This window comes from Klebsiella sp. Q2, assembly GCF_009900705.1.
Classification (GTDB): domain Bacteria; phylum Pseudomonadota; class Gammaproteobacteria; order Enterobacterales; family Enterobacteriaceae; genus Klebsiella; species Klebsiella quasipneumoniae.
Map to the genome: position 1 here is coordinate 200,786 of NZ_JAAABE010000004.1, position 21,594 is coordinate 222,379.

Consider the following 21,594-nt stretch of genomic DNA (forward strand, 5'->3'; position numbering starts at 1 on the left):
CCGGTATCACGTCTGGCACGCAGAACGGCAGGCGCCTTCAGATTAACCCTGTCGCCACAGCGTAACAGGCAATTTGCGTTTTATTCGGCGCGTTAAATTTCCGTTGCATATTCTTCTGATGGAAATTGACCGTATTTTCCGAAATCGAGAGAATCATCGCCACCTCCGCAGAGGTCTTTCCTTCCGCGGTCCATTTGAGGATCTCCAGTTCGCGCCGGCTGAATTTCATCTCCGGCGGCATCACCATCTCATCTTCAAGACGCAAGAGCGTCAGCAGGCTCAGCTCCGTCAGCGTTCGCAAGCGCAGCTCCAGCTCATCTTCAGCATAAGCGTTCGGCAAACGGTTGTTCGCGGAGACGGAGAGAAAACCCTGAGCATGATTCGGCAACGTCAGGCACTGTGTCACCCCTTTTTGCAGACCATGGTCGCGCGCGCCGTCCCATAACGCCTGCGCATCGCGAAACAGCCCATCTTCCCACGGCAGATGGCCACGCATAAAATTCTCCGGGCGTAATACGGGATCTATGGCGAAATAATTCTCTGCCTGGTAATGAGACATCCATGCGCGGGGATAGGTCGACTGAAACGTGACGCGGGGGCGAGTGAAAGGCACCGGGTGACGCACACAAAGCGTATAGAAATCATATTCCAGCGTTTCTGTTTCTCGTTGCAGGAGATTATAAACCTCCTGAGCGGCGGCCATGGACTGAAATTGATGCAGCATATCCCGCCGCCAGCTGAAAAAATCATTGTCCCTCATAGCTGTGCAAATAACTCCTGATTGATAATCATTATTATAAATACAGAAAACTAACACATAAATCTTATTTATATGTATAAAATATCGTAGCTGTCGCATTTATTAGCCTGAAGACTTGCCTTTTCCCAGTTCGCTGCGCTGAAACTAAGGCCCCTCCCTTCATTTTCTACACCCTACAAGGGGGGATGGGAAGCGGTGTATACGGCCAGGGGAGTAAATAGCACAAAGACGTGACGATGGGGTGTTGCCCCAGCGTGGAATTGGGCTCATTGCGGCGGCTCACACGAAGGCGAGCCGCCGCGCCTGCGCCTGCTCTATTGCATCAGGAATTTTTCGAGGAACTGGCGGGTTCGCGGCTGCTGAGGCGAGGCGAACAGCGCTTTGGCCTCGCCTTGTTCAACGATGCGTCCCTGATCCATAAAAATCGCCCGATCGGCAACGTCGCGAGCGAAGCTCATTTCATGGGTCACGATAACCATGGTACGTTTCTCCTGCGCCAGCTGGCGGATGGTATTGAGCACCTCCCCTACCAGCTCGGGATCGAGAGCCGAGGTCGGTTCATCAAACAGGATCACGTCCGGACGCATGGCCAGCGCGCGGGCAATGGCGACCCGCTGCTGCTGCCCGCCAGAGAGGCGGCGCGGATAGCTGTTCTCTTTGCCGCTGAGGCCCACTTTCGCCAGCAGATCGCGCGCCCGCGCCATCGACTCCTGCTTGTCTTCACCTTTTACGATGACTGGCCCTTCAATGATGTTCTCCAGCACCGTCCGGTGGGGAAACAGGTTGAAGTTCTGGAAGACAAAGCCAACGTGCTGGCGCAGCCGACGGATAAGCCCTTTTTGCGGCCCGAGGCTGCGACCAGCGTCGATCGTCACATCGCCGACGCGGATAGTGCCGCTCTCCGGTTGCTCCAGCAGATTAATGCTGCGCAGCAGGGTGGTTTTACCCGAGCCGCTGGGGCCGATGATTGCCACCACTTCGCCTTCCTGCACCTCGAGGTCGATACCGTGGAGCACCGTCTGGCCATGGAATTTTTTCACCAGGCTTTTTACTTCAATCGCACTCATTTCGGATCACGCTCCTGGCGGTTCAGCTGGTTTTCAAAATAGTTCTGCAGCGAGGAGAGTACCGTCGCCATCACCCAGTAGATCAGAGAGGCGGCCAGATACATGGTGAAGACCTCCAGCGTACGCGAGGTGATAAGCTGCGCCTGACGGAACAGCTCCGGCACCTGGATCGTCGCCGCCAGCGAGGTATCTTTTACCAGGCTGATAAAACTGTTAGAGAGCGGCGGCAAAGCGACCCGCGCCGCCTGGGGTAAAATAGCCCGACGCATCGTCTGCCAGGGGGTCATACCGATACTGGCCGCCGCTTCCCATTGCCCTTTGTCAATCGAGGCGATGGCCGCGCGCAGGGTTTCCGCCGCGTAGGCCGCCGTGTTCAGCGATAAGCCGATCATCGCCGCCGGGATCGGGTCAAGCTCAATGCCAAACTGCGGCAAGCCGTAGTAGATCATGAACAGCTGGGCGATAAGCGGTGTCCCGCGAAAAATGGAGATATACATGCGCGCCAGCCATTTTACCGGCCAGAGGGTCGACATGCGCATCAGCGCCAGGATAAAGCCCAGCACCAGGCCGAAAAACATCCCGCCAATGCTCAGCTGCAGCGTAAAGACGGCGCCTTTCAGCAGAAAAGGCGCAGAATCGATGACCAGTTGAATACTTTCTTGCATGCTGTGGTTTCTGTATTAGAGGTGAGGATGATAGGCAAACAGCGCCGGCGCTCCGCCGGTATGGACGAACAAAATCGGCCCTTCATCCTTAAAGCGTTTCTGCGTAATGCCATCGATAAGTCCGGCCATCGCTTTGCCGGTATAAACCGGGTCGAGCAAAATACCTTCCAGTTGCGCCAGCAGCTTCACGGCGGCCATTCCTTCCTCATTTGGCGTCCCGTAGCCTGGGGCAAAGTAATCGTCCCACAGGATGATGTCGGCTTTCGCCTGCAGCTCAAGGCTGTTGGCCACGGCCTGCTGCAGCGCTACCACTTTCGGCAGCTGGTCGGCAACCGCGCGCGACACCGTCACCCCAATCAGTTCCGCCTGCGGCATCAGCTGTTCAAGGCCGACCGCCAGTCCGGCATGGGTGCCGGCGCTCCCGGAGGCCACCACCACCGACGAAATCTCCACCGCGTCTTCGCACTGCTGGGCGATTTCCAGCGCGCTTTCCACATAGCCTAGCGCCCCAAGGGCGTTTGAACCGCCGACCGGAATGACGTACGGGCGGTACCCCTGCGCTTCGATACGGGTCGCCAGCTCGTCGAGCTGCGCAGCGGGATCGGTCAGGGCATCGCACATCTCAACCTGGGTATTAAACAGATCCAGCAGCAGGCGGTTGCCATTGCTCAGATAATTCTCCGCACGGGTGCCGATGGGATTTTCCAGCAGCGCCACGCAGTGCAGGCCCAGTTTGGCGGCGACCGCCGCCGTCTGGCGCACATGGTTAGACTGGATCGCGCCGGCGGTAATTAAAGTATCCGCCCCTTCGCGCAGCGCATCGGCGGCGAGAAACTCCAGCTTGCGCAGTTTGTTTCCCCCCATCGCCAGCGGCGTCGTATCATCACGTTTGATAAAAATTTCGCGCCCGAGGTGATCGGACAGACGCGGCAGATACTCCAGCGGCGTCGGCGCGCCGATCAATTCCAGACGCGGAAAGCGGGTTAAATTTTGCAGTGACATGGCCCCTCCTGACTCAGTTATGCTTCATTATGCACACAGTTACGCGCTAAATAAAAAAAGGCGCTTCCAGGAGCGCCTTTTTTCACCGCTGGCCTTTATTTTGTCACGTCAGCGCCAAACCATTTCTCTGACAGGGCCTTCAGGCTGCCATCTTTCTGCATATCCGCGATCGCGCCATCTACCGCTTTCAGCAGGTCATCGTTGCCTTTGCGCAGTGCAACGCCAGCTTCCTGACGGGAGAACGCTTCGCCGGTTACCGCCAGCGTGTTGTTAGTTTTCTTCACCAGATCCAGCGCCGCCAGACGGTCAACCAGAATCGCGTCAATACGGCCTACGCGCAGATCCTGGTATTTGGTCGGATCGTCATCATAGGTGCGGACATCCACGCCCTGGACGTTCTGACGCAGCCACTCTTCATAGTTAGTGCCCAGCCCGACGCCCACTTTCTTGCCTTTCAGATCCGCCGCGGTTTTAATCGCGCCTTCGTTGCCTTTCTTCACCAGCGCCTGCACACCGGAGATCGTGTACGGGGTGGAGAAATCGTATTTTTTCTTACGTTCATCAGAGATAGTGACCTGGTTAATCACCACGTCAATGCGCTTGGAATCCAGCGAGGCCAGCATACCGTCCCACTTGGTCGGTTTGAGGTCAGCCTTCACGCCCAGATGTTTCGCCAGCTCGTTGGCGAACTCCACTTCAAAGCCGGTCAGCTTACCGTCATCGCCCTGGAAGCTAAAAGGAGGATAGGTGCCTTCGAGGCCCACGCGCAGGGTGCCGCGCTCTTTAATCTGATTGAGCAGGTTTTCCGCCGCAAAAGTTTTCACGCTAACGCCAGCCATCAAAACAACGGCCATCGCGCCCATCAGCGCCTGACGACCCAGAAGTGCTAATTTCATAGATACCCCGAAGGTTAGGATTTTCCTGTAGTGTAAAGCGCTTAACGGCCCGACACCAACATCGTTACGCTACATCTTATGCAAATTTATTATATATGATCCGCTTTAGGGTATAGCGAAATTCAGGGCTTTCCTCACCCGTTTTGCGGGATATCTCCCATACTGCAAAGGTCAGCCTGTTGACGTCTGGAGCATGGAAGATGAAAAACCCCACCTTGTTGCAATGTTTTCACTGGTACTACCCCGCCGGCGGCGAACTGTGGCGTGAAGTCGAAGCGCTGGCCCCCAGTCTTAACGAAATCGGCATCAATATGGTCTGGTTGCCCCCCGCCTACAAAGGCGCCTCGGGCGGCTATTCCGTCGGCTATGACACCTACGATCTCTTCGACCTCGGCGAGTTTGATCAAAAGGGCTCTGTCGCCACCAAATATGGCGATAAGACCCAGCTGCTGGCGGCGATCAACGCCCTGAAGGAGCACGACATCGCCGTGCTGCTGGACGTGGTGGTGAACCATAAAATGGGCGCCGATGAAAAAGAGGCCCTGCGCGTGCAGCGCGTTGATGAGCAGGATCGCACGCAAATTGACGAGACGATCATCGAGTGCGAGGCATGGACTCGCTATACCTTCCCGGTGCGCGCCGGACAGTATTCGCAGTTTGTCTGGGACTACAAGTGCTTTAGCGGCATTGACCACATCGAGAATCCGACGGAAGACGGTGTATTTAAAATCGTCAACGACTACACCGGCGAAGGCTGGAATGAACAGGTCGATGACGAGCTTGGCAACTTCGACTACCTGATGGGCGCCAATATCGATTTTCGTAATCACGCCGTCACCGAAGAGATCAAATACTGGGCGCGCTGGGTGATGGAGCAAACCGGTTGCGACGGTTTTCGTCTTGACGCTGTGAAGCATATCCCCGCATGGTTTTACAAAGCGTGGATCGAGCATGTTCAGGAGGTAGCCCCGCAGCCGCTGTTTATTGTTGCGGAATACTGGTCCCATGAAGTGGAAAAGCTCCAGCAGTATATCGATCTGGTCGAGGGCAAGACGATGCTGTTCGACGCCCCGCTGCAGATGAAATTTCATGAAGCGTCCCGCCAGGGGCGCGATTACGACATGAGCCAGATTTTCAGCGGGACGCTGGTGGAAGCCGACCCCTTCCATGCCGTCACCCTGGTCACCAACCATGATACCCAGCCGCTGCAGGCGCTCGAGGCGCCTGTTGAGCCATGGTTTAAACCGCTGGCCTATGCGCTGATCCTGTTGCGTGAAAATGGCGTACCCTCGGTCTTCTATGCCGATCTCTTCGGCGCCTCCTATGAGGATACCGGCGGCGACGGACAAACCTACGCCATAGAAATGCCCGTTATCGAACAACTCCACGAGCTGATCGACGCCCGTCAGCGTTTTGCCCACGGCGTGCAGACTCTCTGGTTCGATCACCCCAACTGCATTGCCTTCAGCCGCAGCGGCACGGACGAGGATCCCGGCTGCGTGGTGGTGATGTCCAATGGTGATGAGGGAGAAAAGACCCTGACGCTGGGCGAGAATTATGGCAACAAACGCTGGCGGGATTTCCTGGGCAATCGGGAAGAGATTGTCGAAACCGACGGCGAAGGCTGCGCCACCTTTACCTGTAACGGAGGAAGCGTCAGCGTGTGGGTGCTGGAGGCGGTGCTGTAGTCATCTGACGCCGGACGGGCCAGCGGTGGCCCGCCGGAATCTTAGTGCGCGGTGGTCGGCGCGCTGACTGGAGCGGTGGCACGCGCTTTAGCCCACGCTTTCTCGCACTCCGGGGTGAGACGTTCAACGCGGGTCAACGTCATACGATCGTAGGAAAGGGTGTTGCCCTCGCGCTCGATCGGGTAGATATCCAGGGAAGCGGTCACGTTGTAGATATCGCTATCGCGGTTCATCAGTTTCCCCGGCTGGGCGATCACGCGCTGCCACTGGCGGCAGTCGAAGGTGTCCCCATCTTTGGTGACGATCAGGCTGGCGATGGCGTCCGGACTCATCATCTCACTCTGCGGCCCTTTCGTCTGCCAGTAGCCTTCCAGGCCTGCCGGCGCGGGGGCTTTAACAACGTCTTCGTAACGATCAACCTGCACGCATCCGGCCAGCGCCACCACCATGCCAGCAAAAACTAACTGTTTCATCATTCATCCCACAAGCTGATAAAAAAGTATTGTGGCATTAAAGCGTTAAGCCTTCCACCCCCGCTGCGGGCGGAGAAGCCGGGTAAAACACGGCCAGGCATCGCGACCTTCATATGAAATAAGGAAATTCTGAAAGTAAAAGAATCTTTGGCGCCTAACCATAGCAGCCACGGGCACTTTTTGTTTTTAATTCGCTCACACTACCGGTTCTCGACTTTACTTTAAGAGTTTTCCTGGCAAATTATATGCAGAGATGCGGAATAGTTTAATGGAACTAATGGGTTCTTTCTTAAACCTACTATTATTACCGCCCGCAAGGACTGCTTCGCACAGCCAGTGCGAAGTGTATATCGTTACGTGTTGATTGAGGATGGGTCATGTCAACGATGATTATGGATTTGTGCAGTTATACCCGGTTAGGACTTACGGGATATCTGACCAGTCGGGGAATTAAAAAACAGGAAATCGTTGAGGTCAACTGCGCTGAGGATCTGCACAGGCACTGTGCGTCATGTTGCCCGGCGGTGGTGTTTCTGAATGAAGATTGCTTTGTGCATGATGATGAAAGTAATAACATTATTCGCCAGATCATCACGCAAAATCCGGCGACGCTGTTTGTGATTTTTATGTCGCTGGCGAACATCCATTTTGACCGCTATCTGCGGGTACGTAAGAATCTGCTAATCAGTTCAAAATCGATCACCCCAAAAGACCTTGATGTCATTCTGGTTAATTATCTTAAATACAAGAACACGAGCCTGGGGCAGTTGAATTTACCGACGTTGTCGCTAAGCAAAACAGAATCAAATATGCTGCAAATGTGGATGGCCGGGCATGGTACTTCGCAAATTTCAACGCAAATGAACATCAAAGCGAAAACGGTATCATCGCACAAAGGTAATATTAAAAAGAAAATACAGACGCATAATAAGCAGGTGATTTACCACATCGTTCGGCTGACCGAAAACATTACCAGTGGTATTCAGGTGAATCTACGCTAAAACAAACTGGCGGTGGTCCCGCCAGTTCGGTTTTACGAGATTTCTTTTTCCACGAAGATCCCATCCGGGTGCCCTATTTCATTGAAAAACCAGATCCCCAGGGGATAGTCTTCCAGCGAAACCAGATACATCGTCCCTTCGCTAAACGACTCAATTGCCAGCACTACGCCCGATCGACGTGGGCCACCGTCGGTCTTCACCGTGACACGATCGTTCACCTGCATAATCCATCTCCTCTCTATTTTCAGCCAGTGTAGAACAAAACCACGCCGCTCGCAGCGTCGCGGCCGGTGACTGGCGTTTTTTTAGACCGACTATACTTAAAAAGGCTTGAGCGACGCTCAGCGAGGGGGGTAATGATGAAGAACCGATTGACAGACCAGACCGGGAACGACGTTGATGTGAACGTTGATGCTCTACTGGCGGCGATTAATGAGATCAGCGAAAGCGAAGTCCACCGCATCCTCGATGACCCTCAGCGCGCCAGTATCGATGGCCGCGGGGCGCATACCTGGCGCGAACTGGCGGAGGCATTTGAACTCGATATTCATGATTTCAGCGCCAGTGAAGCCAACCGCTAGTGATGGGCGAAAAAAATCCCGACTCGCAGGAGTCGGGATCAAACTTGCTAATGCAAGAAGCACTTGAAAATTCGTTACACCGGGAAATCCGATGCGTTGAAACATTATCCTCAATTATTTTGCATGACAAGAGATATTCATGACGCAAAATATTGAGAAAGTCGGCGCTTCGCAGCATAAAGGGCTGCAAGGCTGATGCGAGAAGGCTTAGCCGCAAACCGGTTTCATCTGATAGTACGATCGCCAGACATTACTTTAAGATAAATCTCAAATCCGCTGGCGCGAGCGAAACGTTTTACTCACGCTTCGCTGCGATAACAGACCTGGTTGCGGCCATTCTGCTTGGCCAGATACAGTCGACCATCGGCGACCGACTGCAGCGCTTCAAAGTGATACTCTCCCTGCTCTTCGCTGGCGCTTACCCCTAACGACGCGCTGACCCGCAGCGTCACGTTATTATGCAAAAAGACCTCCCGGCCATGAATACGCAGGCGTAGCCGCTCCGCTATCGCCGCCGCTTCCTGCAGCGTGGTATTCGGCAGCACGACACAAAACTCCTCTCCCCCCACGCGGCCCAGCAAATCGCCTTCCCGCACAGTGCCGGCAAGGGTACTGGCCACCATCGACAGCACCCTGTCACCCGCCTGATGACCATAGCGATCGTTAATGCTCTTAAAGTGATCCAGATCGAGCTGGATCACCGCCAGCGGTAGTCCGCTGCGCTGGCAGGCGCTGGCGAGCGCCATCGCCTTTTCAAACAGCGCCCCGCGATTGAGCAGGCGGGTTAAGGCATCGTGCCAGGCCTGCCACTCCAGAGAGGTCTGGAGGACGCTCATATTGCGGACCATACGGCGGATCACCAGCCAGGAGAGCAGCAGCATCAAGGTGAAGAGGATCCACATCAGGGTCAGGGCGATGGTGATGGTGCCAAAGTTGCCGCGTACGCCTTCCCGCAGGGTGTGGATCCGCAGCAGCACGCCGTCAAAATTCCGTAGTTTGGCCCAACTGATATAGCGCGTCAGCAGACGCAGGCCGCCCTGGTTATCATGGGCAAACGCGCGGCTGAGCAGCTCCTGCTCGCGCGGCGACAGCAGCGTCAGGACATTCCCCGGCGCAGAGGAGGCCAGCAGGCTAAGATGGCTGTCATAAAGCTGGTATTCCCCCTCCTGCCCGCCCTTCATCGCGCTGATTAAAAATGCTTTTATTTCGCTGACTGAGAAATCCATCGCCAGCACGCCGCGCCAGTAACCGGCAAAATCCAGCGGTATCGAGGCGGTAACCACCTGCTCTTCCAGCTGCGGGTCATCGTCAGGAAAGGTTTGCCAGATAACGCCGCGGTACGGATTGTTCCGCTGGGTCTGCCGGGTAAACCAGAGGGCGCTGATAGCGCGCGAATAGTGCGTCTTCACCTGCGATTCATCGCGCAGCGGCAGGGTCGAGGTGAAAAAGCCGCTGCGGGAGATATATTGCATCCGCTCGGCAAAATCGCGGTCATGCTGCGTCAGATTTAACAGATAACCCAGCTCCAGCGTCGCCATCAGTTCATTGACCACCAGCGGATCGTCCGGCAAGAGCAGCGGGTTCTCCCTGACGACGCTCTCCGAGACGCCAAACACCGGCAGCGTCCGGCGGTTCGGGAGCGCCACCCGCCAAATCTCCTGATGGCGCTGGTTCAGATAGCGCTGGCTGGCCTCGTGCAACACATCGACGTCGAGGGGGCGTTCAAGTGCGGACTGCATACCGTGGCGAAAAAACATCATCCTGTCGATGTTAAACTGCAGCAGCCCATCCATTTCATGCGCGACGTTAGCCAGATTATTGCGCTGGTTCGCCACGTAGGCCTCTTCCAGGACGTTGATTTCACGCCAGATCAGCAGCGTGGAGAAAAATAGCACCACGATAAAACAAACGTTAACCACATGTGCCGGGCGAGTCAGGAAGTAGCGCTTTTTCAACTTCAACCGCAGTGGCTTATCCATCTTTCTCTCGTAGTACGTTGCGCAAACCTGACGTCGTCAGCGCACGCGGTTTCTGTCGATACCGGACGCGCTTTTTAGCGTAGACCACGCGGCGCCAATACGCTGCGCCGCACCTGACTACTTCACAGCGCCACGCAGGCGGCTCACCGCCTTGACGCCGGCCAGTACCACCGCACCGATGATAAAACCCAGCACCAGATTGACCACCATCGGCAGCAAGGCGGCCAACATGCCGCCCAGGCCCGCGCTCCAGTGCTCAATGGCATGGTGCAGCGGCGCAATACCGTGGACCACAATCCCGCCGCCAACGAGGAACATGGCCAGCGTCCCGACGACAGAGAGCAGTTTCATCAGCCAGGGAGCCACGGCCAATAACCCTTTGCCCAGCCACTGCGCCAGCGTACTGCGTTTCTCCGCCAGCCAGTAACCCATGTCATCCAGCTTGACGATCACCCCCACCAGGCCATAGACCCCGACGGTGACCAGAATCGCGATCCCTGAGAGAATGAGGATCTGATTCAGCAGCGGCGCTTCCGCGACAATGCCGAGGGTGATGGCGACAATTTCCGCGGACAAAATAAAGTCGGTGCGAATCGCGCCTTTTACTTTGTCACGCTCAAAGGCCAGCGGGTCACGATCCGCCAACGCCTGAAGACGCTGCTGCCGTTGCGCTGGGTCCTCCTTGTGCTTACGCGCTTCCAGACTGTGGAGCACCTTCTCCACCCCTTCAAAACAGAGAAACGCGCCACCCACCATCAGCAGCGGCGTGATCGCCCAGGGAATAAAGGCGCTGATCAGCAGGGCCAGCGGCACGAGGATTATTTTATTGACGAACGACCCTTTCGCCACGCCCCAGACCACGGGCAGCTCACGATTTGCCCGCACGCCGGTCACCTGTTGGGCATTCAGGGAAAGATCGTCGCCCAGCACCCCCGCCGTTTTTTTCGCCGCCAGCTTGCCCATCATGGAGATATCGTCCAGCAGCGTGGCGATATCATCAAGTAATGTTAAAAGACTACTTCCTGCCAAAATGATTTTCCTTCTCTTTTCATCAATGTCTCCCTCGAGTATGCGTTAAAAAACGGCCGCTGCCCAAGGTACAATTAGTCAATATAAATTTAACAACCTGGCGCAAATTAAGCGCTCGCCAGCAGGATAGTTTTCACGTTTACTATATGTCCCCTTTCTATCTCTGCACCGTCGTGAGGAAGTATGTCTACCCGTCAGCTGTTACCGCTTATCGGGGCGCTGTTTGCGCTGTATATCATTTGGGGCTCTACCTATTTCGCCATCGCCGTCGGCGTCGCCAGCTGGCCGCCGCTGATGATGGCCGGAATTCGCTTTCTCTCTGCCGGCGTGCTGCTGCTGGGATGGCTGTTGGCCACCGGCCATAAACTGCCGGCCCGCAGGCCGTTGCTTAATGCCGCGCTGATCGGGGTTTTGCTGCTGGCCGTCGGCAACGGCTTTGTCACCCTGGCCGAACATCAGCACGTTCCCTCCGGGATCGCCGCGGTGATGGTCGCCACCGTTCCGCTGTTCACCCTGTGCTTCAGCCGCTTTTTCGGCATCGCCACTCGGAAGCTGGAGTGGCTGGGGATTGCCATTGGCCTCGCGGGTATTGTGATGCTTAACAGCGGGGGCAACCTGAACGGCAACCCCTGGGGCGCACTGCTGATTCTGATTGGCTCTCTGAGCTGGGCCTTCGGCTCGGTTTACGGCTCGCGGATCGTGCTGCCGACCGGCATGATGGCGGGGGCAATCGAGATGCTCGCCGCCGGGATCGTCCTGCTGGCCGCCTCATGGCTGAGCGGTGAAACCTTAACCCGCGTTCCGTCGTGGTCCGGGATCGCCGCCGTAGCCTATCTGGCTATCTTTGGCTCGCTGATTGCCATCAACGCCTACATGTTTTTGATCCGCAATGTCACCCCGGCGGTGGCCACCAGCTACGCCTATGTCAACCCGGTGGTAGCGGTTCTCCTTGGCACCGGATTCGGTGGCGAAAGCCTGTCACTGATCGAGTGGCTGGCGCTGGCGGTGATTATTTTCGCCGTCGTGCTGGTGACGCTGGGCAAATATCTCTTCCCGGTTCGCAGCGAAGTTACTCCTTGTAAGGCGTCGAAATAAGCGCCAGTTCGCGGATCCCCTGGGTGTCGATCTGCGCGTCGTGTCCGGCGCCGCAGATCCACTCTTCCAGACGCTCGGTGAGCGCCTCGTCATTCAGCTTCAGGCGACCGCGCAGGGCGCACTCCCAGACGATAAGCACCCGCCAGCCCTGCGCGGCCAGCTTTTGCCGGTCACGGGCATCGCGCGCTACGTTGCCGGCGATCTTGTCCAGCCAGAACGCCGTCCGGGTGGCCGGCACCTTAAACAGGTAACAGTCATGGTGGTGCCAGAAACAGCCGTGGGTAAAGATGACGCAACGGTAGTCGGGTAAAGCGAAATCGGGGCGCCCCGGCAGCTCGCGATCCTGAGCAATAAAGGTGAATCCCGCCTGAGTCAACAGCGCCGCTATCCGCTTTTCGATCGCCGTATCGCGCGTGGCGATAGCCCGCATATTTTTACTGCGTGTGGCTTTATCGTGAACATCCGCCATCGTTATCATCCGCTTCGCGACGCGCCACCGCCTGAGCGATGCGCGGGGCCAGGAGCTTCGCCACCGCGGCGAAGACCGGAACCACTACCGAGTTGCCGAACTGACGATAGGCCTGGGTATCCGACACCGGGATGCGGAAACGCGCCCCCTGAGGCGATTCGAAGCCCATCAATCGGGCGCACTCCCGCGGCGTCAGCCGACGAGGACGCCGCTGTTGATTCTGCGGATCGTCAAAATGCGTCTCGCCCAGCGGCCGGTCCCAGCCGCGATCGACGAGAATTTCGGCGCCATCTTTATAGTAGCGGGCGGAGAGCGTCCGGGCCACGCTGTGGGGATTCGCGGGGTCCACCAGGCCATAACCAAAGCCATTGCCCCGCGCCTGATGCTTGCGCGCATAGCGATAAAGATATTTCCACAGTACCGGCGTGAGGATAAATTTGGCATCCACCGTCGGCTCCAGCAGCTCGCCAAATGTTGGCCGAACCGCCGGATAAAGCGCCGCGATATCGCGCAGCGTAAACCCTTCGTGCAGGTGCAGATCGCGACGGAAGCCTACCAGCACGATGCGCTCCCGGTGCTGTGGTAAGAAATGGCGCCCGTCGATCACTTTCGGATCGTCCGGCCCGCTATGCCCGGCGTCAGCGACCTCATACCCCAGCTCATCCAGCGTCTGCATGATGATGCGGAAGGTGCGTCCCTGATCGTGACTTTTGAGATTTTTAACATTCTCCAGCACAAAGATCGCCGGCTGACGGGCGGCGATAATTCTCACCACATCAAAAAACAGCGTCCCCTGGGTTTCGCAGGCAAAGCCGTGGGCGCGACCCATGGCATTTTTTTTCGATACGCCGGCGAGTGAGAAAGGCTGGCAGGGAAAGCCGGCCAGCAGCACATCATGCTGCGGGATAGTCTCGCGGATATGCTGCGCCGCCTCGTCATCGCTAACGTCGGGGCGATGGCTGAGGGTGATATCGCGGATATCTTCATTGAAACGGTGTTGCTGCGGATCGCAATACCAGTTGGCCTTATAGGTGCGCACCGCATGCTTATTCCACTCGCTGGTAAAGACGCACTGCCCGCCGATGGCTTCAAAACCGCTGCGGATCCCGCCGATACCGGCAAACAGATCGACAAAGCGGAACCCATAGTGCGGATGATGGGCCGGCGGCGCCGGCAGCAGCGTCGCCAGATGAGCGACCTCCTGCGGACGCAAACGCCCCGCCGCGCGGCCGAGGGCCGCCACGCGCTTGAGGATCGCCGCGCTCCAGTGCTGCTCCCCGACGCTAACCAGCTCGGCGACCAGCGTTTTCACATCGTAGATCGTCATCAGCTGACGCAGCAGCGCCTGAGCCTCTTCACCGGCCTGCTCCGTCAATGACAACGACCTGTTTTCCTTGATTAACTTTTGTGGCATATCCTCAACCAGCGCGGACGATTTTTGCAGAGAGTACCATAAATCACTGGTCGGTTGACGGCTGTGGTGCAAAGCGGCGTAAAACCGCCTCATCCAGCGCCATAGGCTCCCCCTTCAGCTCCGCGCTGATCTTGGCCATAAACTCAACGAGGAAGCGCGCATTATGCTGCGCCATAGCCCTTCCTGCGGCGGTCTGCATGGTTTCCGGCAGGCGCAGGAGTTTGCACTGGAAATGGTCGAGGGCATATTTTCTGTCATCCAGCGCTCGCCGGTCGGCGAAAGGATCGTCGGCATCAAACAGAATGGTGTTCAGGGCGCCGGCGACGGCGAAGACCCGCGCCAGGCCAATCGCCCCAAGCGACTCGAGACGGTCGGCGTCCTGGACGATTTTCGCCTCCAGCGTGCGCGGCGGGATCGCCGCGCTAAAGCTGTGCGCCTCAATAGCATGGCTGACCGCCGCATAGCGGTCTGCGGGAAAATCGGTAAACGACGACTGCAAAATCGCAAGGGTTTTCTCGGCAGCCATCATCGAAGAGCGGCTTCGCTCCGGATGATTTTTAGGCAGACTGACAATGTCATGAAAATAGCAGGCCGTGAGAAGCACCAGCCTGTCGACTTCCACCTCCCCGGCGGCCAGCCGGTTGGCGGTGGCCCAGACGCGACGAAAATGGGACAGATCGTGCGCCGCATCCTCCTGGGCGTGGTGCGTCAGTATCCAGTGCTCAAATCGTTGCTGCCAGTCTACCAGGTTCATAGGCGTTCCTTATCTGAAGGTCAGCCTCGAGCATAGCAACTTTACGACCGATGATCCCGCCTGCTTCTGGCGGGCCGTGTATACCAGACGACAGCACCTAGGATCGCGCCAATGCCGGCGAGCACCAGCATCCCCAACAGGGCGCCAAGCCATTTCCCTGCCATTGTGCCAAAGTCGCCCTCCGCGCTGGCGCCGGGAACGCTGTGAATTTTCCCTACCACCCACCAGTAACGCACAATGACCCAGACACAATATCCGCAAAAGGCATACAACGCCCAGACCGCGAGTTTGCCGCCCGGGCTGCGTTTTGCCTGCTCTTCCATCTCATTCTTCTCCGTGACAAATCATACTACTGTCACCCAAAACGTGATACGCATCACATTATACCGCCAACCTGCGCCACAGGCAGCAGTTTCATCCTTGTCTTCTGCACCTACTTATCACTTATGCTGCCAATGGAAATACCCAAGGGTTTGTTCTTTATTACTTACCCACAGGATTAAACATTAACGACATCAACCATGCCGCGTATTGTACTTATCTTCCCCGGCGAGTTTGACTCATAAATTATATTTAAATGCTGAATAACCCTCTCGCCGTAAATTTATACAAATAATTTCATTTGGTTAACCGAGCCCGCAACAAAACAACATAACCCATTGCTATATAATAAAATAATAATAAAAGAAGATTCATTTAAATTTAATATAACGAACCATTTGGAAATATTTTGCAATATCTTACATTATTTATTTACATATTTTATTTTAAATAAAAATGAACCTGGTCGTTAGTATCTGATAGTCATTCCGGAGGGATTGTCATAATTCACAGAAATTATTATTAAAAGGGAATATATAATGAAAAGAAAAGTACTGGCTCTCATGGTTCCGGCATTATTAATGGCCAATGCCGTTAATGCCGCGGAAATCTATAACAACAACGGCAACAAACTGGACCTTTACGGGAAAGTCGCCGGCCTGCACTATTTCTCAGACGACACTTCAGAGGACGGCGATCAGACCTATGCACGCTTTGGCATCAAAGGCGAAACGCAGATCGCTCCCGAGTTAACCGGCTACGGTCAGTGGGAATACAATATCAAGGCCAATACCAGCGAAAATGAAGGAGCGAATTCCTGGACCCGTCTGGCCTTCGCCGGTCTGAAGTTTGCTGACTATGGCTCACTGGACTATGGCCGTAATTACGGCGTGGTGTACGACATCGAATCCTGGACTGATATGCTGCCAGAATTCGGCGGCGATACCTACACCCAGACCGACGTCTACATGACCGGCCGCACCAACGGGGTGGCCACCTACCGTAACAGCGATTTCTTCGGCCTCGTCGACGGCCTGCATTTCGCCCTGCAGTATCAGGGTAATAATGAAAACGCCGGTTCTGGCGAAGGCACTAACAACGGTGGTGCTCGTAAACTGGCGCGGGAAAATGGCGACGGGTTTGGTATCTCCAGCTACTACGATCTCGATATGGGCATCAGCTTCGGGGCCGCCTACTCATCTTCCGACCGTACCCATAACCAGCTGGCGGCAGCACGTAGCAGCCATATTTATGCCAACGGTGATAAAGCCGACGCCTGGACCGTCGGCGCCAAATATGACGCCAACAACATCTATCTGGCCGCCATGTATGCGGAAACCCGCAACATGACCTTCTACGGCAACGGCGCTATTGCCAACAAGACGCAGAACTTTGAAGTCGTCGCCCAGTACCAGTTCGATGAGTATAATTTACCGCTGCGTCCGTCTGTGGCCTATCTGCAATCAAAGGGTAAAGATCTCTACTCCTCTTCTCGCTTCGGCGACAAGGATCTGGTCAAGTATGTCGACATCGGCATGACCTACTACTTCAATAAAAATATGTCCACCTATGTGGATTATAAAATCAATCTGCTGGACGAAGACGATCGCTTCTACAGCAACAACGGTATCTCGACCGATGATATCGTGGCCCTCGGTCTGGTTTACCAGTTCTGATCCCCATCTAAGCCCGCGCTCAGCGGGCTTTTTCTTGTTCCCGCTCCGTTGAGATCACTCTTTTCGACATTGCCGCTTTCCAGGCGTACCTTCCCTCTTTATGATGCGTTTAAGCTCGTTCGGGCAAATTGCGGCGGTAAGACCACACAAGGACAAGGCACAGTACCGCGTCTTTACGCTGAAACCAGGACGATGATGATGGCGATACCCCAGCGCAGGCGTTATACCTGAAGCTAACGGTATTATTGAAGGGGAATGGTCAGAGAAAGAAGAGTGGCGGAGAGAGGGGGATTTGAACCCCCGGTAGAGTTGCCCCTACTCCGGTTTTCGAGACCGGTCCGTTCAGCCGCTCCGGCATCTCTCCGCTGTTGTGGTTGCTATAATGCCAGGATCTTTGGCATTTTAATAGCTCCCGTTTCGGTAATCGTGTTCAAGTGACGACTTTGCGAGCAATATGATGTTTAAATGGCCCTGGAAAGCAGATGATGAGTCCGGCAACGCAGAGATGCCCTGGGAGCAAGCGCTTGCCATTCCGGTTTTAGCCCACCTTTCGCCCGCTGAGCAGCATAAGCTGACGCAGATGGCTGGCCGTTTCCTACAGCAAAAACGTCTGGTAGCGCTTCAGGGACTGGAGCTGACTCCGCTGCATCAGGCGCGGATAGCTATGCTCTTTTGCCTGCCGGTACTTGAGCTGGGGATAGAGTGGCTGGACGGTTTTCATGAAGTGCTGATCTATCCTGCCCCGTTTGTCGTGGATGATGAATGGGAGGATGATATTGGCCTGGTCCACAACCAGCGGGTGGTGCAATCGGGGCAAAGCTGGCAGCAGGGTCCCGTGGTGCTGAACTGGCTGGATATTCAGGACTCCTTTGATGCGTCAGGTTTTAACCTTGTGGTGCATGAGGTAGCGCATAAGCTCGATACGCGGAATGGCGATCGGGCCAGCGGGGTGCCGCTGATCCCACTGCGCGAAGTCGCCGGTTGGGAGCACGATCTCCACGCGGCGATGAACAACATTCAGGATGAGATAGATCTGGTGGGGGAAAGCGCAGCCAGCATTGACGCCTATGCCGCCACCGATCCCGCTGAGTGCTTTGCCGTCCTATCGGAATATTTTTTCAGCGCGCCTGAACTGTTCGCGCCCCGCTTCCCGGCCCTGTGGCAGCGTTTTTGCCATTTTTACCGCCAGGATCCGCTGGCGCGCAGACGGGAGAATGGCCTGCAGGACGAAGACGATCGGCGCACTGTTCACTAAAACAACGTGTTGAGCTAAATTTAGCCATTTGAATCAGCAAGTTAATTTTAGTGTTGACACAAAAATGCCGGGCCAGTAGTATGCGCCTCGTTCACACGATTCCTCTGTAGTTCAGTCGGTAGAACGGCGGACTGTTAATCCGTATGTCACTGGTTCGAGTCCAGTCAGAGGAGCCAAATTTAAAAAGCCTGCTTTTAAGCAGGCTTTTTGCTTTTCGGGCCCCGCCGGGCCGCCATCCCGCATCAAGGCTTAACTTTTTCCACCGCTACAAACTTCCCTGCGCCGCTGTGGCGCTGATATTCACCGGCATGCCGGAGCGGCGCTGCAGGGTTTGCTCGGCCTGCGAAGGACTCACTCCCGGCCCCTGAGTAAACTCGCGCAGCGCCGAGGTCATCGGCAAGGGGACTTTTCTGTCGGATTCAAACTCCGCGCGGTTGCGCGACAGCGGCTCGTGCACCTCCAGCCAGTGACTGCCGTCCGGCTCCACGCTGTACTTCACCGGCTGATCGATGAGCTGGACGCGCGTCCCAACCGGCACGTTATCAAACAGGAATTTAATGTCGTCATTACGCAGGCGGATGCATCCCTGGCTGACGCGCAGCCCGATACCAAAGTTGGCATTGGTGCCGTGGATGGCGTACAGCCTGCCGATATAGATCGCATACAGCCCCATCGGATTATCGGGCCCGGGCGGCACCATAGCCGGCAGCGTTTTGCCCTCTTTCGCATACTCGCGGCGGGTATTGGCGGTCGGTACCCAGGTGGGTCCCTCCTGCTTGCGCTCTACCGCCGTCACCCAGTTACGCGGCGTTTCGCGTCCCGCCTGACCAATGCCGATTGGCAGGACTTCCACGCTATTGCCCAGCGGTGGGTAATAATAGAGACGCATCTCGGCGACGTTGATGACGATCCCCTCCCGCACGGTGTCAGGCAGGATCAGCTGTTGCGGAATGGTCAGCGTCGAACCGGAGTGCGGCAAATAGACATCGACGCCGGGGTTAGCCTCCAGCATATTGCTCAACCCCTGGCCGTACTGGGCGGCAAAACTTTCCAGTGGTTGAGTGTTGTTCTCCGGCACGGCAATGGTAAATGCGCTGCCCACCAGACGGCTCCCCTCCGGCGGCAGCGGATAGCTAACGGCCAGCGCGCTGTGGCTGGCGAGAAGCATCAGCGCCGAACAAAGTAATTTCACACGCCGCATCGTCATTTTCCCTTCCTCAGTCGCGACTCTCGTGTGTGAATTATAGCGGTATTTCCTCTCCCCGATCCGCTGGCCAGCATTTCCTTAAATCTGATAGTCGATAGCGGCCTCTTCCGGCTCCATCGCCTGGCGTTTGATCTCATCCAGCGACAGTCCGGCATTGCACAATTCGATAAAGCGCCAGACGTAATTACGCTGCAGCTGGCCCCGCTTCAGTCCCAGCCACACGGTATTGGCATCAAACAGATGGCGGGTATCGAGGCGCGTAAAGGTGTCCGCTTCGCGGGCATCCCCGGACTGCTCAGCGACCAGCCCGACGCCCAGCCCCAGCTCGACGTAGGTCTTGATGACATCGGAATCCTGGGCGCTCAGCACAATATCCGGCATCAGCCCTTTGCGGTTGAAGGCCTCATCGATCCGCGAACGGCCGGTGATCCCCTGGCGATAGGTGATTAACGGCCAGCGGGCAATCGCCTCCAGCGTCAGAGGAGACACCTGGGTCAGGGGATGGTCTTTGGGTACCAGCAGGCTGTGATGCCAACGGAACCAGGGGAAAGCCGCCAGCGTCGGGTCGTTGCTCAGACGCTCGCTGGCGATGCCGATATCCGCCCCGCCGTTATGCAACAGCGCTTCGATTTCCTGCGGGGTGCCCTGCACCAGCTCGACGCGAACGTCGGAGAACAGCTCGCGGAAAGCTTTAATCACCGGGGGCAGGCTGTAGCGCGCCTGAGTATGGGTGGTGGCGATGGTTAAGACGCCGGAGGCATCGTTAGTGAAGAGATCCGCCAGCCGCCGGACGTTGCTGGCTTCATTGAGGATCCGCTCGGCAATGGATAACAGCGCTTTACCCGGCTCGGTCATGCCTAACAGGCGTTTGCCGCGACGGATAAAGATCTCAATCCCCAGCTCCTCTTCCAGTTCCCGGATATGGCGGCTGACGCCTGACTGCGAGGTATAGAGCATATTCGCGACTTCCGTCAGGTTGTAATCCTGACGGGCCGCCTCACGGATAATTTTCAGTTGCTGGAAGTTCACCCTTTCCTCCGGGCCAATGGACTTAACGTATCTGCTATTGTTAAAGTCTGTTGTCCCGGGTAACAAATAATAAAAACCAGCAACTTATTCCTTAAGAGAATATAGCCTAACTCACCAGTTGCAGTTCGCGGTTCTCCAGCGATGGACGGCTCACCAGAGACAGCAGGATCTCCTTCACCGCCTGCGCCTGCGGCGACAAACCGCCGCGCGCCGACATGTTAAGCGACAGCGACAGGCTCATTGACGGCGTGCTAATCCGCGCCATCCAGCCGTTCGCCGCGCCGCACAGGGAGCGGGCAGCGGATTCCGGCAGGACCGTCGCCCCCATGCCGCTGGCGATGGCCGCGGTCAGGGTGGTAATGGATTCAATCTCGCCGATAATTTTCGCCGACAGCCGACGCAGGGTGAACGCTTCGGTGACCCGCGCCCGTACAGCGCTGTAGTCGCGCGGCAGAAACAGGTTCATCTCCGCCACCGCCGTGAGGTCCACGCTCTGCCCCGGGCAATCGCGGGTACCGACCAGGTAGAGATCTTCTTTCAGCAGCGGCTGGCTGACGATGCCGGCCACCGGCGAACGCTCATACAGCACCGCCATATCCAGCTGGCCCGCCAGCAGCTTGTCATTCAGCGCCGTGCCGCTGCTCTCCTGCAGATAGACCATCACCTCGGGCAGTTCATTACGCACCGTCTGCAGCAACGGCATAGTAATGGCGGAGGCCGCCGTGCCCGGCGCCAGGCCGATCGAGACCTGGCCACGCAGCGTCTGACCGACGTTATTGACCGCCAGCTGCGCCTGCTCACACTGGCGCAGGATGGTCCGCGCATGGGTATACAGGATTTTACCGGCTTCCGTTGGCGTGACCCCTCGCTTAGTGCGTATCAGCAGCTGCTGGTCCATTTCACCTTCCAGGGTCGCGACCTGCTGGCTGAGGGCCGGTTGGGCGATGTGCAAGACTTCAGCGGCCTGGGTCAGACTGCCGATATCGACGATTTTCACAAAATATTTCAGTCGTCTTAAGTTCATTTTGCCTCCTGTAAGGAACGCCAGCGTCAACGCTGGAAGTATGATGAAACTGGTTTTGCAATTTGCTTGCCAGCTTTTCATTTCCGCTGCCGCTGCCCGCCACAGGCGGTGTTATAAGGGATAGTGATAGCAATCCGGTTTTTATTTGCCCGGTAAGCAGATTGTGGTATGCCCCATTAGGGGTACATTCGCACTACAACGGTGCAATC

Annotated in this window: 22 protein-coding genes and 2 tRNA genes; 7 read left to right on the top strand and 17 right to left on the bottom strand. The window is 56.4% G+C overall.

The annotated features are described in order from the left end of the window. Positions 1–37: 37 nt before the first annotated feature. From sdiA to tcyJ, 5 genes are all read right to left on the bottom strand, one after another. A complete protein-coding gene (sdiA, locus tag GT756_RS16510; protein ID WP_004203458.1) occupies positions 38–760 on the bottom strand; it encodes a transcriptional regulator SdiA in 723 nt (240 codons plus the stop codon). Between the two features lie 314 nt (positions 761–1,074). After that, the gene (gene tcyN, locus GT756_RS16515) at positions 1,075–1,827 is read right to left on the bottom strand and encodes an L-cystine ABC transporter ATP-binding protein TcyN (RefSeq protein ID WP_004203465.1); all 753 of its coding nucleotides are present in this window, start codon (positions 1,825–1,827) and stop codon (positions 1,075–1,077) included. Further along, the gene (gene tcyL / locus GT756_RS16520; RefSeq protein ID WP_004203466.1) at positions 1,824–2,492 is read right to left on the bottom strand and encodes a cystine ABC transporter permease; all 669 of its coding nucleotides are present in this window, start codon (positions 2,490–2,492) and stop codon (positions 1,824–1,826) included. Before tcyL ends, tcyN begins: the two co-directional genes overlap by 4 nt. A gap of 15 nt (positions 2,493–2,507) precedes the next feature. Continuing rightward, positions 2,508–3,494 carry a D-cysteine desulfhydrase gene (gene dcyD, locus GT756_RS16525; RefSeq protein WP_004203467.1) on the bottom strand — a complete coding sequence of 329 codons (987 nt, stop codon included), beginning with the start codon at positions 3,492–3,494 and terminating at the stop codon, positions 2,508–2,510. Positions 3,495–3,589: 95 nt separating this feature from the next. After that, complete coding sequence (gene tcyJ / locus GT756_RS16530; protein WP_004203468.1) at positions 3,590–4,390, bottom strand: cystine ABC transporter substrate-binding protein; 801 nt, start codon at positions 4,388–4,390, stop codon at positions 3,590–3,592. A gap of 200 nt (positions 4,391–4,590) precedes the next feature. On the opposite strand from tcyJ, the gene amyA reads away from it, so the two are divergent. Next, complete coding sequence (gene amyA / locus GT756_RS16535) at positions 4,591–6,078, top strand: alpha-amylase (protein WP_004203469.1); 1,488 nt, start codon at positions 4,591–4,593, stop codon at positions 6,076–6,078. Between the two features lie 41 nt (positions 6,079–6,119). Here amyA and yedD read toward each other — a convergent pair whose 3' ends face one another. Continuing rightward, entirely contained in the window at positions 6,120–6,554 is a 435-nt protein-coding gene (gene yedD / locus GT756_RS16540; protein WP_072140493.1) for a lipoprotein YedD, read from the bottom strand. 374 nt (positions 6,555–6,928) lie between these two features. Between yedD and rcsA the strand changes: the two genes are divergently transcribed. Continuing rightward, entirely contained in the window at positions 6,929–7,552 is a 624-nt protein-coding gene (gene rcsA, locus GT756_RS16545; RefSeq protein ID WP_004203475.1) for a transcriptional regulator RcsA, read from the top strand. 32 nt (positions 7,553–7,584) lie between these two features. Here the strand turns inward: rcsA and dsrB are convergent, their stop codons facing one another. After that, a complete protein-coding gene (dsrB, locus tag GT756_RS16550; protein WP_004203477.1) occupies positions 7,585–7,776 on the bottom strand; it encodes a protein DsrB in 192 nt (63 codons plus the stop codon). A 135-nt stretch (positions 7,777–7,911) separates the two neighbouring features. Here dsrB and yodD point away from each other — a divergent pair, with 135 nt between their 5' ends. Then, a complete protein-coding gene (gene yodD / locus GT756_RS16555) occupies positions 7,912–8,133 on the top strand; it encodes a YodD family peroxide/acid resistance protein (RefSeq protein ID WP_004203478.1) in 222 nt (73 codons plus the stop codon). Between the two features lie 299 nt (positions 8,134–8,432). Here yodD and dgcQ read toward each other — a convergent pair whose 3' ends face one another. Both dgcQ and GT756_RS16565 read right to left on the bottom strand, forming a co-directional pair. Next, positions 8,433–10,112: a cellulose biosynthesis regulator diguanylate cyclase DgcQ gene (gene dgcQ, locus GT756_RS16560; protein ID WP_160124927.1), complete on the bottom strand. Its 1,680-nt coding sequence runs from the start codon at positions 10,110–10,112 to the stop codon at positions 8,433–8,435. Positions 10,113–10,229: 117 nt separating this feature from the next. Next, positions 10,230–11,141 carry a DUF808 domain-containing protein gene (locus tag GT756_RS16565; RefSeq protein ID WP_087832156.1) on the bottom strand — a complete coding sequence of 304 codons (912 nt, stop codon included), beginning with the start codon at positions 11,139–11,141 and terminating at the stop codon, positions 10,230–10,232. Positions 11,142–11,324: 183 nt separating this feature from the next. On the opposite strand from GT756_RS16565, the gene yedA reads away from it, so the two are divergent. Continuing rightward, complete coding sequence (gene yedA, locus GT756_RS16570; RefSeq protein WP_023318644.1) at positions 11,325–12,236, top strand: drug/metabolite exporter YedA; 912 nt, start codon at positions 11,325–11,327, stop codon at positions 12,234–12,236. On the opposite strand, the gene GT756_RS16575 is transcribed toward yedA, so the two are convergent. The 4 genes from GT756_RS16575 to drpB form a co-directional block, all read right to left on the bottom strand. Then, complete coding sequence (locus GT756_RS16575) at positions 12,211–12,705, bottom strand: very short patch repair endonuclease (RefSeq protein WP_023318645.1); 495 nt, start codon at positions 12,703–12,705, stop codon at positions 12,211–12,213. The two genes, yedA and GT756_RS16575, sit on opposite strands and share 26 nt — an antisense overlap. Further along, the gene (locus tag GT756_RS16580; protein WP_161992938.1) at positions 12,686–14,086 is read right to left on the bottom strand and encodes a DNA cytosine methyltransferase; all 1,401 of its coding nucleotides are present in this window, start codon (positions 14,084–14,086) and stop codon (positions 12,686–12,688) included. Before GT756_RS16580 ends, GT756_RS16575 begins: the two co-directional genes overlap by 20 nt. 76 nt (positions 14,087–14,162) lie before the next feature. Beyond that, positions 14,163–14,873, bottom strand: coding sequence for a phosphohydrolase (locus tag GT756_RS16585; protein WP_135730069.1), 711 nt, complete (start codon positions 14,871–14,873; stop codon positions 14,163–14,165). 41 nt (positions 14,874–14,914) lie between these two features. Further along, entirely contained in the window at positions 14,915–15,196 is a 282-nt protein-coding gene (drpB, locus tag GT756_RS16590) for a cell division protein DrpB (RefSeq protein ID WP_135730070.1), read from the bottom strand. Between the two features lie 537 nt (positions 15,197–15,733). Here drpB and ompC point away from each other — a divergent pair. Next, positions 15,734–16,870 carry a porin OmpC gene (gene ompC / locus GT756_RS16595; RefSeq protein WP_004203491.1) on the top strand — a complete coding sequence of 379 codons (1,137 nt, stop codon included), beginning with the start codon at positions 15,734–15,736 and terminating at the stop codon, positions 16,868–16,870. A 274-nt stretch (positions 16,871–17,144) separates the two neighbouring features. Here the strand turns inward: ompC and GT756_RS16600 are convergent. Continuing rightward, a tRNA-Ser gene (locus GT756_RS16600) sits at positions 17,145–17,234 on the bottom strand. 90 nt (positions 17,235–17,324) lie between these two features. Here GT756_RS16600 and mtfA point away from each other — a divergent pair. Beyond that, positions 17,325–18,125, top strand: coding sequence for a DgsA anti-repressor MtfA (mtfA, locus tag GT756_RS16605; RefSeq protein ID WP_072140495.1), 801 nt, complete (start codon positions 17,325–17,327; stop codon positions 18,123–18,125). A gap of 100 nt (positions 18,126–18,225) precedes the next feature. Beyond that, positions 18,226–18,301, top strand: a tRNA-Asn gene (locus GT756_RS16610). An 89-nt stretch (positions 18,302–18,390) separates the two neighbouring features. Here GT756_RS16610 and ldtA read toward each other — a convergent pair. From ldtA to nac, 3 genes are all read right to left on the bottom strand, one after another. After that, positions 18,391–19,332: a L,D-transpeptidase gene (gene ldtA, locus GT756_RS16615; protein ID WP_064757110.1), complete on the bottom strand. Its 942-nt coding sequence runs from the start codon at positions 19,330–19,332 to the stop codon at positions 18,391–18,393. Between the two features lie 78 nt (positions 19,333–19,410). After that, a complete protein-coding gene (gene cbl, locus GT756_RS16620; protein ID WP_004180456.1) occupies positions 19,411–20,361 on the bottom strand; it encodes an HTH-type transcriptional regulator Cbl in 951 nt (316 codons plus the stop codon). 106 nt (positions 20,362–20,467) lie between these two features. Next, the gene (gene nac, locus GT756_RS16625; RefSeq protein WP_004203498.1) at positions 20,468–21,385 is read right to left on the bottom strand and encodes a nitrogen assimilation transcriptional regulator NAC; all 918 of its coding nucleotides are present in this window, start codon (positions 21,383–21,385) and stop codon (positions 20,468–20,470) included. Positions 21,386–21,594 lie beyond the last annotated feature (209 nt).

Bases quoted from the DNA above. Each gene is read 5' to 3' on its own strand.
- sdiA (WP_004203458.1), bottom strand. From the start codon at position 760: ATGAGGGACAATGATTTTTTCAGCTGGCGGCGGGATATGCTGCATCAA.
- tcyN (WP_004203465.1), bottom strand. From the start codon at position 1,827: ATGAGTGCGATTGAAGTAAAAAGCCTGGTGAAAAAATTCCATGGCCAG.
- tcyL (WP_004203466.1), bottom strand. From the start codon at position 2,492: ATGCAAGAAAGTATTCAACTGGTCATCGATTCTGCGCCTTTTCTGCTG.
- dcyD (WP_004203467.1), bottom strand. From the start codon at position 3,494: ATGTCACTGCAAAATTTAACCCGCTTTCCGCGTCTGGAATTGATCGGC.
- tcyJ (WP_004203468.1), bottom strand. From the start codon at position 4,390: ATGAAATTAGCACTTCTGGGTCGTCAGGCGCTGATGGGCGCGATGGCC.
- amyA (WP_004203469.1), top strand. From the start codon at position 4,591: ATGAAAAACCCCACCTTGTTGCAATGTTTTCACTGGTACTACCCCGCC.
- yedD (WP_072140493.1), bottom strand. From the start codon at position 6,554: ATGATGAAACAGTTAGTTTTTGCTGGCATGGTGGTGGCGCTGGCCGGA.
- rcsA (WP_004203475.1), top strand. From the start codon at position 6,929: ATGTCAACGATGATTATGGATTTGTGCAGTTATACCCGGTTAGGACTT.
- dsrB (WP_004203477.1), bottom strand. From the start codon at position 7,776: ATGCAGGTGAACGATCGTGTCACGGTGAAGACCGACGGTGGCCCACGT.
- yodD (WP_004203478.1), top strand. From the start codon at position 7,912: ATGAAGAACCGATTGACAGACCAGACCGGGAACGACGTTGATGTGAAC.
- dgcQ (WP_160124927.1), bottom strand. From the start codon at position 10,112: ATGGATAAGCCACTGCGGTTGAAGTTGAAAAAGCGCTACTTCCTGACT.
- yedA (WP_023318644.1), top strand. From the start codon at position 11,325: ATGTCTACCCGTCAGCTGTTACCGCTTATCGGGGCGCTGTTTGCGCTG.
- GT756_RS16575 (WP_023318645.1), bottom strand. From the start codon at position 12,705: ATGGCGGATGTTCACGATAAAGCCACACGCAGTAAAAATATGCGGGCT.
- GT756_RS16585 (WP_135730069.1), bottom strand. From the start codon at position 14,873: ATGAACCTGGTAGACTGGCAGCAACGATTTGAGCACTGGATACTGACG.
- drpB (WP_135730070.1), bottom strand. From the start codon at position 15,196: ATGGAAGAGCAGGCAAAACGCAGCCCGGGCGGCAAACTCGCGGTCTGG.
- ompC (WP_004203491.1), top strand. From the start codon at position 15,734: ATGAAAAGAAAAGTACTGGCTCTCATGGTTCCGGCATTATTAATGGCC.
- mtfA (WP_072140495.1), top strand. From the start codon at position 17,325: ATGATGTTTAAATGGCCCTGGAAAGCAGATGATGAGTCCGGCAACGCA.
- ldtA (WP_064757110.1), bottom strand. From the start codon at position 19,332: ATGACGATGCGGCGTGTGAAATTACTTTGTTCGGCGCTGATGCTTCTC.
- nac (WP_004203498.1), bottom strand. From the start codon at position 21,385: ATGAACTTAAGACGACTGAAATATTTTGTGAAAATCGTCGATATCGGC.